The organism is Neisseria sp. P0021.S007 (assembly GCF_051956855.1).
Genome location: NZ_JBQCXA010000006.1, coordinates 15185 through 30845, shown reverse-complemented (window position 1 = coordinate 30845; position 15661 = coordinate 15185). Strand labels below are relative to the sequence as shown.

14 protein-coding genes are annotated in these 15661 nt (G+C 47.1%); 8 read left to right on the top strand and 6 right to left on the bottom strand.

Annotated elements, in window-relative coordinates:
* Positions 1 to 32: 32 nt before the first annotated feature.
* Together ACTHUR_RS08385 and ACTHUR_RS08380 are read right to left on the bottom strand one after the other, a co-directional pair.
* Positions 33 to 1244, bottom strand: coding sequence for a restriction endonuclease subunit S (locus ACTHUR_RS08385; RefSeq protein WP_440361163.1), 1212 nt, complete (start codon positions 1242 to 1244; stop codon positions 33 to 35).
* 9 nt (positions 1245 to 1253) lie between these two features.
* Entirely contained in the window at positions 1254 to 4007 is a 2754-nt protein-coding gene (locus ACTHUR_RS08380) for a type I restriction-modification system subunit M (RefSeq protein WP_440361162.1), read from the bottom strand.
* A 305-nt stretch (positions 4008 to 4312) separates the two neighbouring features.
* Here ACTHUR_RS08380 and ACTHUR_RS08375 point away from each other — a divergent pair, with 305 nt between their 5' ends.
* Positions 4313 to 4447: a hypothetical protein gene (locus tag ACTHUR_RS08375; protein ID WP_440361161.1), complete on the top strand. Its 135-nt coding sequence runs from the start codon at positions 4313 to 4315 to the stop codon at positions 4445 to 4447.
* Positions 4448 to 4453: 6 nt separating this feature from the next.
* Here ACTHUR_RS08375 and ACTHUR_RS08370 read toward each other — a convergent pair whose 3' ends face one another.
* Positions 4454 to 5440 carry a GlxA family transcriptional regulator gene (locus ACTHUR_RS08370; protein ID WP_440361160.1) on the bottom strand — a complete coding sequence of 329 codons (987 nt, stop codon included), beginning with the start codon at positions 5438 to 5440 and terminating at the stop codon, positions 4454 to 4456.
* Between the two features lie 97 nt (positions 5441 to 5537).
* On the opposite strand from ACTHUR_RS08370, the gene ACTHUR_RS08365 reads away from it, so the two are divergent.
* Complete coding sequence (locus tag ACTHUR_RS08365; RefSeq protein ID WP_440361159.1) at positions 5538 to 6389, top strand: MBL fold metallo-hydrolase; 852 nt, start codon at positions 5538 to 5540, stop codon at positions 6387 to 6389.
* Between the two features lie 57 nt (positions 6390 to 6446).
* Here the strand turns inward: ACTHUR_RS08365 and ACTHUR_RS08360 are convergent, their stop codons facing one another.
* Complete coding sequence (locus tag ACTHUR_RS08360; protein WP_004520559.1) at positions 6447 to 6650, bottom strand: hypothetical protein; 204 nt, start codon at positions 6648 to 6650, stop codon at positions 6447 to 6449.
* Positions 6651 to 6690: 40 nt separating this feature from the next.
* Here ACTHUR_RS08360 and ACTHUR_RS08355 point away from each other — a divergent pair, with 40 nt between their 5' ends.
* Together ACTHUR_RS08355 and ACTHUR_RS08350 are read left to right on the top strand one after the other, a co-directional pair.
* Entirely contained in the window at positions 6691 to 7038 is a 348-nt protein-coding gene (locus tag ACTHUR_RS08355) for a LysR substrate-binding domain-containing protein (RefSeq protein ID WP_440361158.1), read from the top strand.
* Positions 7039 to 7288: 250 nt separating this feature from the next.
* Positions 7289 to 7867 (top strand): NAD(P)H-dependent oxidoreductase, encoded by a 579-nt coding sequence (locus ACTHUR_RS08350; RefSeq protein ID WP_004520557.1) that lies wholly within the window; start codon positions 7289 to 7291, stop codon positions 7865 to 7867.
* Between the two features lie 57 nt (positions 7868 to 7924).
* On the opposite strand, the gene ACTHUR_RS08345 is transcribed toward ACTHUR_RS08350, so the two are convergent.
* Together ACTHUR_RS08345 and ACTHUR_RS08340 are read right to left on the bottom strand one after the other, a co-directional pair.
* Positions 7925 to 8557: a histidine phosphatase family protein gene (locus tag ACTHUR_RS08345; protein WP_039862396.1), complete on the bottom strand. Its 633-nt coding sequence runs from the start codon at positions 8555 to 8557 to the stop codon at positions 7925 to 7927.
* Between the two features lie 90 nt (positions 8558 to 8647).
* Positions 8648 to 10246, bottom strand: coding sequence for a PEP/pyruvate-binding domain-containing protein (locus tag ACTHUR_RS08340; RefSeq protein WP_440361157.1), 1599 nt, complete (start codon positions 10244 to 10246; stop codon positions 8648 to 8650).
* Between the two features lie 441 nt (positions 10247 to 10687).
* Here ACTHUR_RS08340 and ACTHUR_RS08335 point away from each other — a divergent pair, with 441 nt between their 5' ends.
* The 4 genes from ACTHUR_RS08335 (at position 10688) to ACTHUR_RS08320 (ending at position 15648) form a co-directional block, all read left to right on the top strand.
* Entirely contained in the window at positions 10688 to 11341 is a 654-nt protein-coding gene (locus ACTHUR_RS08335) for an IS1595 family transposase (protein WP_004520552.1), read from the top strand.
* Positions 11342 to 11501: 160 nt separating this feature from the next.
* Entirely contained in the window at positions 11502 to 13700 is a 2199-nt protein-coding gene (locus ACTHUR_RS08330; RefSeq protein WP_004520551.1) for a TonB-dependent hemoglobin/transferrin/lactoferrin family receptor, read from the top strand.
* A 72-nt stretch (positions 13701 to 13772) separates the two neighbouring features.
* Positions 13773 to 14564 (top strand): heme/hemin ABC transporter substrate-binding protein, encoded by a 792-nt coding sequence (locus ACTHUR_RS08325; RefSeq protein ID WP_004520550.1) that lies wholly within the window; start codon positions 13773 to 13775, stop codon positions 14562 to 14564.
* Positions 14565 to 14706: 142 nt separating this feature from the next.
* On the top strand, positions 14707 to 15648 hold the full coding sequence (locus tag ACTHUR_RS08320; protein WP_070625283.1) for a FecCD family ABC transporter permease: 942 nt from the start codon (positions 14707 to 14709) through the stop codon (positions 15646 to 15648).
* The last annotated feature ends 13 nt before the right edge of the window (positions 15649 to 15661 follow it).

Below are 15661 nucleotides of genomic sequence, written 5' to 3'. Positions count from 1 at the left end.
GACGGCCTCAATCATGGGCAGGAACGCCCGCCCTATACCAACATCACCGCCAACAGCCCTTTTTTGAGTTGGTTTAGTTTTTCGACCTCTGCCGACTGTAAGGCAATGGTTTCGTCCAATTGGCGGAAAAAATTACCAATGGCGCTTTGTTCTTTAGGGGTAGGAATAAACACAATATTCTTCTCAATATCTTTTGCATTTATGGATGGCAAAGCTCCGATTTGGGCTAATGCAGGCAAATCAATCGTATCAAAAAGTGTTTTCATAAAATAATTATCCAAGCTTGAATCTAAGATAAACGCCATTGTATTGTTATCAAGTAAAAATGGAGTATTAACCAGCCGTTTACGATTTAACAGTAAAGCTGCTCCAACTTTGGCAAAAAATATACATGGGAGCTGTTGAATAACTTGCCATCGTTGTTTATCAATTTGTTCTTGGGTTACATAGTTATTGGCTTTTCTTAGATAAACTTCGTTACCCGATAAATTCATATCTGACACTTTGAAAAATGGTATGCCATTTTCTCCACCTTGCTCATTTTCAGAAAAACCAATACCTGATAAGCAATAACCCAAGCAGCCTAATTCATTTCGCTCCCACTCCCCCTCAAACCCTTTAAAACGGATTTTCGGTATTTTTTCACCGTTTGCGGGGAACATTTTTGCCAACATGGCCTTTTTAAGCTGACGGCTTTTTTCCAACACCGTACGGCTCTCTGCAATTTGGCTGTCTAAGCGACGGAAAAAATTGCCAAGATGGGCTTGTTCTTCAGCAGTTGGAGGAAGTAAGATTGCTATGTTTTGTAGACTACTTGTATTAATTGCTGGGTAACTTGTCCCCGTGCAACGTAATAGAACTTCTTGAACAAATTCTTCTTTCTGCACCAACGTTAATAAAAAATAACCATCATTTTGTGGACGAATTTGAATATATCCAGTTGAAAATACGAAATTTTCATTATTTTTCTCAAATAGATAATTGTTTTTTTGGTAAGGACGAACAGCCTGAAAAAACAAATCCCCATTTTTAGCTAATCTTTGTGCTCTTGAAGGTGCTGTTTCCTTAAATTCTTCCCTATAGGAAATTAGTTGAGTACCAACAACAGACTCTAAATCAACATACTGGAAAATTTGGGGAATTTCTGCTTTAGGATTAAATTCTCCAACGCTTTCAAAACCTTCCGTCTTCCATTCTCCCGTAAAACCCTGAAACCGCAAACGTGGCTCTTGTTGCTTATTCATTTTTCCCCCTTAGCCTTTCAAAATCGCCTGCCATGCGGCAATACCCTGCAAATCAAAGTCGCTGCCGGTGAGTTCGTCCATCATTTGCGCCAGTGCGGTGGCGCTTTCTTGTTTACGTTGGCTGATATGCTGATAGGTGTCGGCATATTTGTCGCAAAGTGCGGTCAGTTTTTGGCTGAATTGCGCCAGCATGTTTTCAGGCAGCCTACGCATCGCCGCATTGAGCGGAACAAACCATTTTTGGCGGAGCAAAGCGAGGGCTTCGGCATCATCCAGGGCTTCAATAGCGGCTTTGGTTTTGCTGTGGAGGTTCGCTGAGTCGGTTTTAATCTGGGCTTTTATTTCTTTTTCTTCCTCCAATAATGCTTGAACTGTTAATAGTTTGTTCTCTAAGCTATCTTCGTCAAATTCATAACCGCTACGCAAAGATTTTAAATATGCATTCACTTTCGCTTTTGCATAAGTGCCATCTTTTGAAGCTTCAATATTTTCCCAATTTACAACCGTATTTTCTTGAATAAATACTAATTTTTCAGCTTTTTTAGCCTTGTTTGACAATAATTCTAGGTAATTTTCCAATGCGATTGTTTCTTCTGTTGTAACGCTTGCATAAATTACTTTGAAATAAGCAGCAATTTCTTTAGCAATAAATGCATCATTATCGTCATTGACATAAGGTCCACTTTTTTCTTCTTCGCTCAAATCATCTAAAATACTCTGTAGTTCGGCGGTGATTTCCTCTAAGCGATTTTCTTTGGCTTTCAGGTTTGTCAATTCCTGCGGCAATTTGACGGCTTGCACCAATTCAAATGGCAGAATATGCCCTACCCAGCCGTCTTGTACTTCGGCTTCTTTTTTGGTTTTGCTGTCTTTTTTCAACACCATAAATGGATCAACCTGCTTAATTGCTTGTTTGCCTTCGGTTTGAATCATCTCCAAATCGGCGGCAATGCCTGCCACATCGGCGCGCCATAGGTCATCGAGTTTTTGATAGGCGGTATAAAAATCCAATAAGGGCATTGCCTGCACTTTTTCCCGAATGAGTTCGGCGAGTTGCTGCTGGGTTTGGGAGATGTTGAGCGTTTCCATCGGTTCAATCAGCAGGGTTTCCAAGCGAGCGGGGAAATCGGCAAAGTTTTGGGCAAATTGCGCTTGGTAATTCAGCACGCTGGCGTGGCTTTGCATGGCGGCTTTGAGATTGTCGGTTTTCGGCTGCACATAAGGTGTGCCGTTATCGGTAAATAAGGCCGTCTGTAAACCGTCAAAGGCTGCCCAATAGTCTGCGAATTGTGCCAGCTCGGCTTTGGGAATGCCGCCGTGCATGGTGGCGAAAATATCCCATTGCTCCACCGGTTCGGCGGAATCAACATAGCGCGGAATGTTGAGGTTGTAGCCGTTTGCTACAATTTCGGCTTTCGGCACAATGCGGGAGAATTTAGGCAATTCCCGGCGATGGGTCACGCAATCGACAATGCGCTTGATGTCACTTGCCTGCAAATGGTTGTTTTTGCCCACTTTGATGAAATGTTTGGAGGCGTCAATCATCAATACGTCGTTACGTTCGCGCTCTTGGCGTAAAACGACGATGATGGTGGGAATGCCCGTACCAAAAAAGATATTGGCAGGCAGACCGATAATGGCATCGATATGATTGTATTCAATCAGATTTTTTCTGATTTTCTCTTCTTCTCCGCCCCTAAAAAGCACGCCATGCGGCAAGACGATGGTCATGATGCCGTCGGGCTTTAAGTGGAAGAGGTCGTGCAATAGAAAGGCAAAATCGGCTTTTGCCTGCGGGGCGACGCCAAAACGTTTGTAGCGGATGTCGCCTTCTTTGTCTTTGGGATTCCACGGCTGGGAATAGGGCGGATTGGACACTACGGCATCCAGATACAGCGGCTCGCCTTCCAGCGGCCAGTCGTCTTCTAATGTATCGGCATTGCGGGTGAAAATATTGCTCGGCAAAATGCCGCGCATGACCAAATTCATACGCGTGAGGTTGTAAGTGTTTTCTTTTAATTCTTGTGCGTAATATTTGATGCTGTCGGCGCTTTTGAGATGTTTGGCAACGCTATGGCCGATGTTGATCAGCAATGAACCTGAGCCGCTGGTCGGGTCGTAAATGCTGATTTCTTCACGGTCTTTGAGATGGTCGGCAATAATTTCAGACATCAGCAAAGATACTTCGTGCGGCGTATAGAATTCGCCCGCTTTTTTGCCTGCATTAGCGGCAAACATACCGATGAGATACTCGTAAATAAAGCCCAATACGTCATAGCCTTGTTTGCCGTCCATTGGAATATCGGCAATCAGCACGAAAAGGTCTTTCACCGCATTGGTTTGGCTGGCGGCGGTATCGCCCAATTTGCTCAAACCGGATTCTAAGGTTTTGAAAATGCCGTCAAAAACTGAGATGTAGTTTTCTGCAATATTGCGGCTGAAAGCGCTCATTGCAGTGCGGACGTTGGCAATATTGAAATCCGAGCCTTGGGCTAGCCAAGTTGAGAATAGATGTTCGTAGCTGATGAAATAACCGAGGTTTCTTTTGATATGGTTGACAAGATCCACGTTAGATTCGGTAAGCTCATCGGCAAAATTTGATTTTTCTAAGCCTTGTTCAAGGGCAAATTTCTCCAGTTTGTCGGACAAAAATTTGTAGAAAATAAAGCCTAAGATGTAGTCTTTGTATTCGTTCGCTTCAATTTTGGAACGCATTTTATTCGCAGATTGCCAAATTTTGGCTGCAAGTTGTTGTTTATTCATTTTTTCTCTTATTGGTTTTTGATTTTATACATATTGCGGTATTTATGATTGCTTGGTGCAGGCTTTGCTATGATAAACCATCAACACAGTGTTTACATAATTTACATCGTAGAGGGAGTATGATTCATCGATGCAAGGAAAAATGGTAGGAAAGCTCACATTACACAAAGGCCGTCTGAAACTCAACTTTCAGACGGCATCTTGTATTCATATAAGAGCCGCTATCTCTATTGGCGAGGATGAGATTGAGATTGTCATCTTTGAATATAAATGATTAGGATAGAACAAGCGTTTGGATTTTGAAGATGATTTATAAAAACTCTTTGAAATTTCTCTACTCTTTGAAAAAGAAAAAAGGCCGTCTGAAAAGTACAGGCTGCTTTTTGGGTTTTCAGACGACCTCCAAAGCAGCCTGCACTCAGGTATTTTGGATTGACTAACGCAAGCTATCTGCCAAATACTTTCCGCCAGGCATTCGGATTGATTTTAAACTTGGCTTTGAACTGCAAACGTAGGTTTGACGCGCTGCCGAAGCCGCTTTGTTCGGCGATGCGTTCTATCGGCAAATCCGTATTTTCCAACAAATCCTGTACCTGCCATAGCCGCTCTGTGGTGAGCCACTCACCGAAATTCATGCCTGTGGCTTGAGAAAAATGGCGGATAAAGGTACGGCGGGAAACGGCTAATTTTTTTGCCAAATCGTCCAAGCGGTATGGGGTCGCAAGGTTTTGGCGCAGTTCGTCCAATAGGTGATTGATTTTGTCATCGGCGGTACGACGTTCGACAGGTCGGTGGATAAACTGTGCCTGCCCGCCTTCGCGGTGTGGTGCCGCAACCAAGGTACGGGCAAGGTCGTTGGCAACGGTTGCACCGTGGATTTTGCGGATGAGGTACAGGCAACAATCCAGCCCACCCGCCGCACCTGCCGATGTTAAAAAGTTGCCGTCTTCTGCATATAGGCGGTTGGTATCCAGATGAATTTTAGGGAAACGGCGGACAAAGTCGTCTTCGGCAAGCCAGTGGGTGGCGGCGGTTCTGCCGTCTAAAAGTCCTGTGTAGGCAAGGGCGTAAGTGCCGTAACATAGGGCGGTGATATGCGCACCACGTTTCGCTGCCCGCTGTAAATTCTCAGCCAGTTCTGGCGTCGGGGCTTCTTCAATATTGCGCCAGCCTGCGATGACGATGATGTCGGCTTCTTCCGTCAAATCCAATCCGTCGTGTACGGGAATGCTTGCGCCCAGTGCCGTGATAACGTCTTTGCTATCATCGGAACAGATTTTCAGGTCAAAGAGCGGATTGTCCCGATAGGTCGTCTGAAAAACAGAAAAGGGAATGTTGAAGACAAAATCATTCATGCCCGATTGAGCATATAGCACGATTTTGGGAACAGTTTGATTTTGGCGAAACTCGTTACGCTCGTTTTCAGACGACATTTTGGCACTATCCTTGCGTTTGTTGGCAATATTGCCTATTTTAGCCGATACACCTGCAGCTTAAAATACGCTCCATAATTTTCTAAGGAGCAACATCATGAAATCCAAGCAATTTATTCTTGCCACTGTTTTGGGCGCGACAGCCTTTTCCGCTTGGGCAGACGATTCATACCAACATATCCGTAACGCTACCGCCAAAGTCGAATATGCGGGGCAGACTTTTTTGATTGACCCGTTTTTCGCACCCAAGCACTCCATGAACGGCTTTGCCGGCACGTTCAACAGCCAAGCCAAAATGCCGCTGGTCGGGCTGCCGATGAGCGTGAATAAAATTTTGGACGGTGTGGATGCAGTTGTCGTTACCCATACTCACGAAGACCATTGGGACGAAACCGCCGCACGTTCCATTCCGAAAAACCTGCCCGTATATGTGCAGCACCAAGCCGACGCGGCAAAAATCCGCAGCCAAGGCTTTACTGATGTACGCGTGTTGAACGGCAGCACTGTATTCAACGGTGTAACCATCAGCAAAACCGGCGGCGTACATGGTACAGAAGCCATGTATGCCAACCCTCAGCTAGCCGAAATCTTAGGCGATGCAATGGGTGTGGTATTTCAAAGCAGCGGACACAAAACCGCTTATATTATGGGTGATACTGTGTGGACGGCAGATGTAAACAAAGCATTGAACCGCTACAAACCCGATTATCTGATTATGAACACGGGCTACGCGCTGATTTCAGGCATTTCAGACGGCATTATTATGGGGACGGCTGATGTATTAAAAGCCAGCCAAGTCATGCCTAAAGCCAAAATCATCACCGTACACATGGATACCGTGAATCATACCGCCGTCAGCCGCACCGATATGCGTAAATTTATACGCGGTCAAGGCATTGAAAGCCGTGTGAACGTTCCGGAAGACGGAGAAATCCTGAAACTGGATTGATAAACGGCTCATTATCCTAAAGCAGCCTGTACCTTGTTTTTCAAAGTGCAGGCTGCTTTATTTTTTCGCGGCTTTTGTTAAACCGTCTAACCATGCTTGATGGCCGTTTACCATTGGATTTGGCACAGTTACTGCCAAGCCTTTGGCGAGTTTGCCGATTTGGCTTTCTTCGGTTAATACACGCACGCGGTTGTTAGGCAGGCTTTCTAAAATCCAAGCGCCGAAAATTAAAGTGGTGGTGCTGGCGATTAACGAAAGCATCGTACAAAATCAGCTTGAACAGCAGTAAATTGACTTTGCGGTGGTTACACTAGACTTCCAAGCACCGGATATTCATGCAAAAAATCTGTATGATGAACGCTATATTTGTGCCGTTCGCCACGATCACCCAATAGCCCAACAAACAGAACTTACCCTTGAGCAATTTTGCCAGTTAGAACAAGCCTTGATTTCCTATCATGGCGGTAACTTCAGCGGTGTTATTGACCAAGCCCTGAAAGCGATGGGGCTACAAAGAAATGTCAGTCTATCGGTACAAAACTTTATTGTTTTGCCTGAATTACTAGAACAAAGCGATTTATTGGTAGTCCTGACTGAACGTTTAATTAGCAACTTGCCCAATCTCAAACGCTTTGAGCCCCCCCCTTGAAATTCAAGGTTTTACCAAAACATTGATTTGGCACGAACGGACACATAAAGATCCTGCGTATCGCTGGGTTAGAGAGCTGATTGAAAAGGCTTATTTGGTTGAAGGAAGATAATGAATGCTAATGATAGGTATGATAAATTTCCCTTTATGGTCTGTAAAAGCGTGCAAGCCAATGTACTTTTAAAAGATGCAGTAAAAAGGCATAATTGAAGCTCTCATTTTTCAGAATTATTTGTTGTAGGAGCAAAAGATGAATATTTTATTACTAGACGGTGGTAAAAATTTCGGACATTCGCATGGTGAGTTAAACCACACGCTTCATAAAAAAGCGAAAGAAGTTTTGACCGTACTTGGACACAATATACAAGAAACCGTGATTGATGCCGGCTATGATGTTGAAGCAGAAATCGAAAAATTCTTATGGATGGATGCCGTGATTTGGCAGATGCCGGGCTGGTGGATGCACGAACCTTGGACAGTGAAAAAATACATAGACGAAGTATTAACCGCCGGACACGGCAAGCTTTACCATAGTGATGGTCGCCATCGTGTCAATCCGACTGAAGGCTACGGCACAGGTGGTTTGTTGCAAGGTAAAAAACACATGCTCTCGCTTACTTGGAATGCCCCGATTGAAGCCTTTACTCGCGAAGGCGACTTCTTCGAAGGTAAAGGTGTGGATGCTTTATACATGCACTTCCACAAACTCAATGAGTTCATCGGTTTGACCCGTCTGCCAACATTCGTATGTAACGATGTGATTAAAAATCCACAAGTAGAACAATATTTAGTAGACTATCAAGCATACTTGGAAAAAGTATTCGGCTAATGGCAAAAAAGGTGGGTAAAAATGCCCACCTTTTTTATTATTGATGAATAGTTGTGATCATTGTAAATGAGCCACATCGTTAAGTTGCTCAATATGAAAACCGCTTTCACTATCGTATTTCACAATACTGATCGAAGTATTTAACAATGACACGGATTTACCCTCATCACGATGGTTTTCCCAAGTCGCTCCGCCTAGTAAGGATAATAAAAGCCGCAAGGTATGGCCATGTGATACCACTAAAATATTGGCTCCCGATTGATGTACTTTAATGATATCGCAAAGGGCGTCCATTGCACGTACTGCTAATTGTTCAAAGGTTTCGCCACCATTGCTTAATGCTTTATAAGCTGCCGGGTCATTGGTCAGTTGTTTAAATTCGGTTAACTTCCGTAGGTCAGTGATCTGCATACCTTCCCAACTTCCAAAAGATTGCTCATTTAGTCCACAGTGCTGAAAAAGAGGAATAGGACGCTGACCGATAATATGGCCAGCCGTATCAATGGCACGTTGTAAAATGCTGGAATAAGCAGCGGTAAATTCTACTTGTTGTAGCGCCGCCCCGGTTTTCTGAGCTCCTGTAATTCCTTGTTCGGTCAGTGGTGAATTGCCTGATCCCTGCAAAAGCTCTTGTTCGTTCCATTGGGTACGGCCATGGCGAATAAAATAAAAAGTGAGTTGTTTTGACATCATAGTTCCTTGGAGATCTGGAAGTATAGGGTATAACTAACTTATGATGCAAAGGCCGTCTGAAACGATAATTTCAAACGGCCTTTTACTTTAACGTGTACCGTTTAGATACGGTCGTGCTTGGAGGATAACAAGCTTACCATTGTCAAACGCCCATTCGATATCCTGCTCGCCATTGGCAAATAGCTGTTTGATTTGTTGGCCGGTTTGGTCAAGGCGACGGATTTGTTCTTGATTCATCACATTGCCACTGGTTACAGGCACCTCCCGTACTCCACCATTTTTATCCAGTTGCAACGCTGTGGTTTCATTAGAGGAGCTGAGACGTTGTACAGAATCATTGCGACGGTTATAGACCACCTGTTCGGCTACCCGTTTGCCTTCAACGACACGAATACCCAACCCGCGTTTGGCGGCAATGTAGGCGCTATTTTTCTGAGCAATATCATAAGGATTGATGGTAACCAACACGCCGGAGAGATCTGCATTGATGCTTTGTTGCACAAAGACACTCATTTTCACGCTATCGTGAGGCAATCCGGCAATACGGCGGGCTTCGTATGCACTGTAATTGAAAACAGAAGCCCAAGATTGCTTCACTGCTTCGGCCAACGCGTTTTCATCGGTAACATTTGGCACGGTGGTGTACAGCCCTGCGCCGCTGAAATTGGGTAGGTCTTCGGAATTAGAGGAGCTGCGGACAAACACGCCTTTGCTGTTTAATTGATTGCGCCATTGCTCAGCCCATTTATGTTTCCATTCCGACGGGATTTCGGCATCGGTAATTTTTTTCTGCAGCGTGAGTAAAGCAGTACGGCGCTTGCGGTTGTCTCCATCACTTTGTGTTTCGATTTGGGCCAGTGTTGTTGCATTAATACCCAGCCTATCCATCATGGCTTGATAATAGGCAAACGGAATGCAGAATCCGTCAGGTACATTACTACCTTTAATATGGGCGCGGATATGACCGAGGTTGGCAGCCTTACTGCCGCAGTAACGGCTGTCATCACGGCGCAGGTTTGACAAAGCCCTAAGGCCATAATCGGAAACATCAGGTTGGGGCAGGGTAAGGCCGTCTGAAAAGCTTTTACTGGTAGTGTTCCGGTTGGTTTGGACAATTCGGTATTGCTTAGCAGTCGCTTCAAATTCGATACGACGGCCAATATATGGGGTTAGGATTTTTTCTGCGTCTTTAAGGTAAATATTGGGAATCCCCCAGCCGCGTGCCAATACATTCACATGCGATAGTGCAGTAGATGGTTTCTCGCTGATAATCCCTGCCACAGGTGGCAGCTCTAGGGGAACCTCTTTCAAAATAATAATATCGTCGGCGCCAACATTATGAAGATCATCTTCTTTGACAATAACGCGTAATGTACCTATCGCTTTACCTTGGTTTAGAGGCAGGTAGGGGAAATTTTTAATCAAACTTTCTTGGGTAATAAAAGGAACTTTGCTTTGCTCGGCAACGGTTTCCTGCCATAAAGAATTGGTTTTATAACGCAACGGAGCGTAGAAACTGTCTTTCAGACGGCCTGCCGCCAATTTCAACAATTCAGGTGTGATTTTGTCTCCTTCCCAAAACTCATAAACATATTCTTGAGTACTATTCTGCCAACTGATAGTACCCAACAGATAACGCCGGTTAGGACTACGGTATTGTTGATTCAATTCAGTTTTTGACAGCATGGGTTTCAAGATGGTAGCCAGATAGTGCTCATGCAGCCGAAATTTGGGAGTATTGATGTAGTCTGTACGGTTATTATTTTCACGATCGATGAGGAAAAGGATATGAGGAATTTCATATTCACTACCTTGCTCATAAATACGCGACAGTAAGTCAAAATCAGCTTGGTTTTTGATTGCAGATAATGCAGGAATTTGTGTTTTAACTGGGGTGGCTACAGTTTGACGCTTTTCAGACTCGTAATTAAGAAGGCTTACGCGCCGTTGGTGCAGCCATGTCGGCTGTCTCAGCTTCAGGACGGCACGCTGAAAGTAAAAACAATATTGGGAGGTAAAAAGCAGGCTTCATGATGTTATCGGTTATCTAAATCAGATGAAAAGAAATATACCTATGGTAAAAATCTAGGGGCTGACGTAGATTAGCGGTTATGCTAGGCTACGAAAATGCAGATAACCAATTGTAAATTAAGCAAGAGAGTTCAAAAGAAACTACTTGAATTTTTTGTACTCCAAGTTACCGCCCGTTCCGCTGCCGATATTTTGGGCATTCAGCCCAACTCCGCTATTCTGTTCTACCGCAAAATTCGTATGGTTATCAGCCATTATCTGGCCTTGGTTGCCGATGAGGTTTTTGAGAGCTCTGTTGAGCTGGACGAAAGTTATTTCGGCGGAAGGCGTAAAGGCAGACGTGGTCGCGGCGCAGCAGGAAAAGTAGTTGTCTTTGGCATCCTGAAACGCAACGGACGGGTCTATACCGTTGTCGTAGATAATGCCAAATCTGATACTTTGATGCCTGTTATCAAACAGAAAATCATGCCGGACAGCATTGTTTACACGGATAGCCTGAGCAGCTATGACAAGCTGGACGTAAGCGGTTTTATCCATTACCGTATCAACCATTCCAAGGAATTTGCAGACCGTCAGAACCACATTAACGACATTGAGAATTTTTGGAATCAGGCAAAACGCGTCTTGCGTAAATACAACGGAATTGATCGCAAATCCTTCCCGCTGTTCTTGAAAGAATGCGAATTTCAGTTTAACTTCGGCACACCGTCTCAACAGCTTAAAATTCTGCGGGATTGGTGTGGAATTTAGGGCTAATCTACGTCAGCCCCATTATTTATCCAGCTACGTCATACTATATTTTGCGTTTTTGAAGTGGTTTTAGTGCTATCTTGTGGTTTCTAAACTTGCAAAAATCGCCTATTTATTTTATAAATGCAAACCATTTTTATTCAAATAATAAGGTTGTGTAATGAAAAAGAAAGCGATTGCCTGTGTAATAGGGGCGGTTTTTTCCGGACAGTTATATGCGGCTCAGATGCCGGTGGCTCAGGCAGAAATAGAGCCTGTGGTGGTTACGGCCGACCGTAATGCGCAAACCTTGGATAAAGCGGCGCCGAATGTGTCGGTTATCGGACGCAAAACCTTGAATCAAGCCTCGGCACAGAATTTAGACGATATCGTGATGTATGAATTCGGCGTCAGCGTGCCGTCAGACAACAATCGCCGCGGTCATGCGGGTATCAATATCCGAGGCATAGACGGCAACCGCATTCTGATGATGGTGGACGGCGTACGCATTCCCGAATCTTATGCAGGCGGCGGTTCCAACGGCGCGATTTCGGGACGCGATATGGTCGAAAGCGACACGCTCAAGCAGGTCGATATTGTCAAAGGCCCTTATTCCGCGCTGTACGGTAGTGATGCGCTTGGCGGCGTGGTGAACATGGTGACGCTCTCACCGAGCGATTTTGTCGATGCGGGCAAACGCGGGTATTTCGGTTTAAAACACAGCTACCGCGGCCGTGACCGCAGCCATGGCGTGACGGCGACTGTGGCAGGTTTCCATGAAAACGCCGAAGGTCTGCTGATGCTGACGCGCCGTCAAGGTCATGAAACCGAAAACATGGGCAGCGATACCAGCTACTCGACTGCGCGTACTGCCACCAACCCTCAGAAAAACAATGCCTATAATATCTTGGCGAAAGGCAATATCGGCAACGAACGCCACCGCTTGGAAACTTTGTACGAACAGTATTACCACGCCAACGATACCGTATTGGCAAACGGCTTGGGTTCGCAATCGCGCGGGCCGGTAACCATCGCAACATCTGAGAGCAACGCCCGCGACCGTATCCGCCGTCAACGTATCGAAGCAGGCTACCGCTACACTGGCGAAGGCCGTCTGAAAGAAGCCAACCTGACTGCCTATCAGCAAAAACTGCGTACGGAAGACGATGCCGTCGATGCGAGCATTACGCGTATGGGCACGCGCCAATTAGGTAACTCGACCCGTTATTCCGACTACGGTTTCAATCAGACCATACGCGGGCTGAACGGACGCAGCGTATGGGAATTTGACGGCGCGGTCAAACAAACCGTCGTTGCCGGCGCCGAATACAAACACACCGAGACCGCCCGTCCGCGCGACAGCCTGACAGTGGACAATCTGACCGGTGCCGTCAGCAAAGTTTATGCAGGCAGCACCTATCCGAATAAAACTTTCCCCGACAGCAAGCGCAAAACGTTCAGCGTTTACGCACAAGACAGCCTGACTTTCGGCAACGGCATCGTCCTGACACCGGCCTTGCGTTACGAAAAAGACAAGCTGAACACTTCGACCGATCAAGCCTATCTCAACGCCAACCCCAGCGGAACGGCGACGCGCTTTAGCGATTCCGCGTTTACACCCAGCCTGCGCCTGAGTGTACCGATGGGTGAGCAGTTCACCAGTTTTGCCACTTATTCCCAAGGCTTCCGTACGCCGCCGTTTGACAGTGCGACCATGGCGTTTGCCAATACGACCTACGGCTATGCCGTCATTCCCAATGCCAACCTCAAATCCGAACGCTCCAACAGCTTTGAATTGGGGATGAAGTTCAAAAACGAACGCACCCGTGCGCAAGTTACCGCGTTCTACAACCGTTATCGAAACTTCATCGACCGCACCGAAGTCGGCACTGCCTCCATAGGCGGTCGCCCGATTATCCAGTACCAATATCAAAACCTTGATCACGTCAAAACCTACGGTGCCGAAGCCTCTGCCGCCTACAAATTCCTGCCGGGCTGGCAAGTCTCCGGCAGCATCGCTTGGATGCGTGGCAAGCAGCAAGACGGCACGCCGCTGGATTCCGCCTACCCGCTCAACGGCGTTTTGGGCGTGGACTACGCGCAAGAAAAATGGGGGGGCGATACCAAACTGCGCTGGTCGAAAAAACACAGCCGCGTCAGCAGCGACAGCATTTTCCAAGCGCCGGGCTACGGCGTATGGGATGTCGGAGCGTGGTACAAGCCGTCTAAAAACGTCGAAATCGGCGCGAACATTTACAATATCGGCAACAAAAAATACTGGCAACACGCAGACGTCGCCGGCATGAGCCGCTCAAGCGTGATGGATTTGTACACCGAAACCGGCCGCAATTTCGCCGCAACCGTACAACTGAAGTTCTAATGTGATTTAACCGTTTTCAGACGGCCTGAGAAAGCGAGCAGGCCGTCTGAAAGCATTCGACAAGGAAAATAAATGAAACTCAAACTCCTTCTGCTTTCCGCACTTATTTCGTTGACCGGCACTGCACACGCGCAACGCATCGTCGTGTTGACCCCCGATACGGCAGACATCGTTGCCGCGCTCGGCGCATTGGACGAAATCGTCGGCCGCGATCAGACCGTTCAAAATCCGGCATTGAAAAACAAGCCCAGTATCGGCATTCATCGCCGCCTGACGGTTGAACCGATTGTGGCCGCCAAACCCGACATCGCCATCGGTTCATGGATGGCGCAGCCTGCCGATATTTTTACCCACCTGCAAAAAGCAGGCATTAAAGCCGTCAATGTTGCGCCCGATGACAGCATCGCCGCCTATCCGCAAAGTATCCGCAACATCGGTCAGCTTATCGGTAAAAGCGCGCAGGCGGATAAGTTGGCCGGTAAGTGGCAGGCGGATATGAAACAACAGCCTTCCAGCGGCAAACGCTACCTCTTCAGCTACGACGGGCGCATCGTATCGGGCAAAAACACTGCCGCCGACGAAATCATCCGCCGCGCCGGCGGTATCAATGCCGCAGCCGCCATTGACGGTCTCAAACCGATGACGCGTGAGGCATGGATTGCGGCCAAACCCGATATCATCATTATTGCCGACCACAACACCGCTATGATAGGCAACGTCAAAACCTTTGCCGCACGCCCCGAAATCGCCGGCTCGCCTGCCGCGAAAAACGGCAAGATTTATTTGTGGAAGGCCAACGATATGTTCCGTTATGGTCTGGATACGCCACAAGTGATTCAGCGTTTGCATGGTTTGGCGAAATAAACGCACCTGTTTTGAAAACTCTGCCCGATTTTTGTTTTCAGACGGCCTCGATTTGTTCCTTCTTGTTGAGTAGGAAGCAAAACGGTTGTCTTAAAAATGCCGTCTGAAACCGTCCCTCAATCCGCTTAAACCGCATGATGTCATGAAACCGCATATCCTTACCCTCTGCCTGCTGCTTACTGCCGCCGCCGTTTATTTGTGCTGCGGCATCGGCTTTGGCGCGTGGGAGTCGCCGTTGGCGATGGATGAAACCGTCCGCCAAATTCGTTTACCACGCATCTATACCGCGCTTTTGGTTGGAGCCGGTTTGTCCGCTTCGGGGGCGGCATTACAGGCTTTATTTGAGAACCCGCTGGCCGATCCGAGTTTAATCGGGACGTCGGGTGGGGCGGCCTTGGGCGTAATTGTGTTATTGGCTTTGGGCGGTGGCGAGATGGGTGTGCCGGGCGCGGCTTTTCTCGGTGCATTGGGTGTGTGCCTGCTGATTTTGGCGGTGCATAAACTGCTCGGCGGCGGTACTTTGGGATTGCTGGTGTTGGGGTTTGTGTTGAGCGCGTTTTCGGGCGCGGTGGTCAGTATGATTTTGTTTTTATCTGACGATTTGGTATTGCGCAGCGCGACCACATGGCTGTCGGGCAGCCTTGCCGAAGCCGGTTTCTCATCGCCTGTCGCGGCAATCGCGGTCATGTTGCCCGGTTTTCTGATTTTGCTGTCGGCAGGCAGGCGGCTGGACGTTTTGATGACGGGCGAAGACACGGCTGCCAGTATGGGGGTGTCGGTCGGGGCATTGCGTGTGCAAACCGTAATCGGCGCGGCATTGATGACGGGGGCGGCGGTATCGCTTTCGGGCATCATCGGTTTTCTCGGCATGATGATCCCCAATGTGCTGGCGCAAACCGTCGGCGGCAGTCGCCGCAAACTGATTACGCTGTCGGCTTGGTTGGGCGCAGTATTTTTGATGGTGGTGGACGGCGCGGCGCGCTGGCTAACATACCCTGTCGATCTGCCGGTTGGTATCGTGATTGCCTTATTGGGCGGACCATTTTTTATGTATTTGTTTATCAAGCCTTTGAAAAGCCGTTGATGCCTAAACAGGC

Coding starts and splice junctions, on each gene's coding strand:
- ACTHUR_RS08385 (WP_440361163.1), bottom strand. CDS start 1,244: ATGAATAAGCAACAAGAGCCACGTTTGCGGTTTCAGGGTTTTACGGGA.
- ACTHUR_RS08380 (WP_440361162.1), bottom strand. CDS start 4,007: ATGAATAAACAACAACTTGCAGCCAAAATTTGGCAATCTGCGAATAAA.
- ACTHUR_RS08375 (WP_440361161.1), top strand. CDS start 4,313: ATGATTTATAAAAACTCTTTGAAATTTCTCTACTCTTTGAAAAAGAAA.
- ACTHUR_RS08370 (WP_440361160.1), bottom strand. CDS start 5,440: ATGTCGTCTGAAAACGAGCGTAACGAGTTTCGCCAAAATCAAACTGTT.
- ACTHUR_RS08365 (WP_440361159.1), top strand. CDS start 5,538: ATGAAATCCAAGCAATTTATTCTTGCCACTGTTTTGGGCGCGACAGCC.
- ACTHUR_RS08360 (WP_004520559.1), bottom strand. CDS start 6,650: ATGCTTTCGTTAATCGCCAGCACCACCACTTTAATTTTCGGCGCTTGG.
- ACTHUR_RS08350 (WP_004520557.1), top strand. CDS start 7,289: ATGAATATTTTATTACTAGACGGTGGTAAAAATTTCGGACATTCGCAT.
- ACTHUR_RS08345 (WP_039862396.1), bottom strand. CDS start 8,557: ATGTCAAAACAACTCACTTTTTATTTTATTCGCCATGGCCGTACCCAA.
- ACTHUR_RS08340 (WP_440361157.1), bottom strand. CDS start 10,246: ATGCTGTCAAAAACTGAATTGAATCAACAATACCGTAGTCCTAACCGG.
- ACTHUR_RS08335 (WP_004520552.1), top strand. CDS start 10,688: ATGCAGATAACCAATTGTAAATTAAGCAAGAGAGTTCAAAAGAAACTA.
- ACTHUR_RS08330 (WP_004520551.1), top strand. CDS start 11,502: ATGAAAAAGAAAGCGATTGCCTGTGTAATAGGGGCGGTTTTTTCCGGA.
- ACTHUR_RS08325 (WP_004520550.1), top strand. CDS start 13,773: ATGAAACTCAAACTCCTTCTGCTTTCCGCACTTATTTCGTTGACCGGC.
- ACTHUR_RS08320 (WP_070625283.1), top strand. CDS start 14,707: ATGAAACCGCATATCCTTACCCTCTGCCTGCTGCTTACTGCCGCCGCC.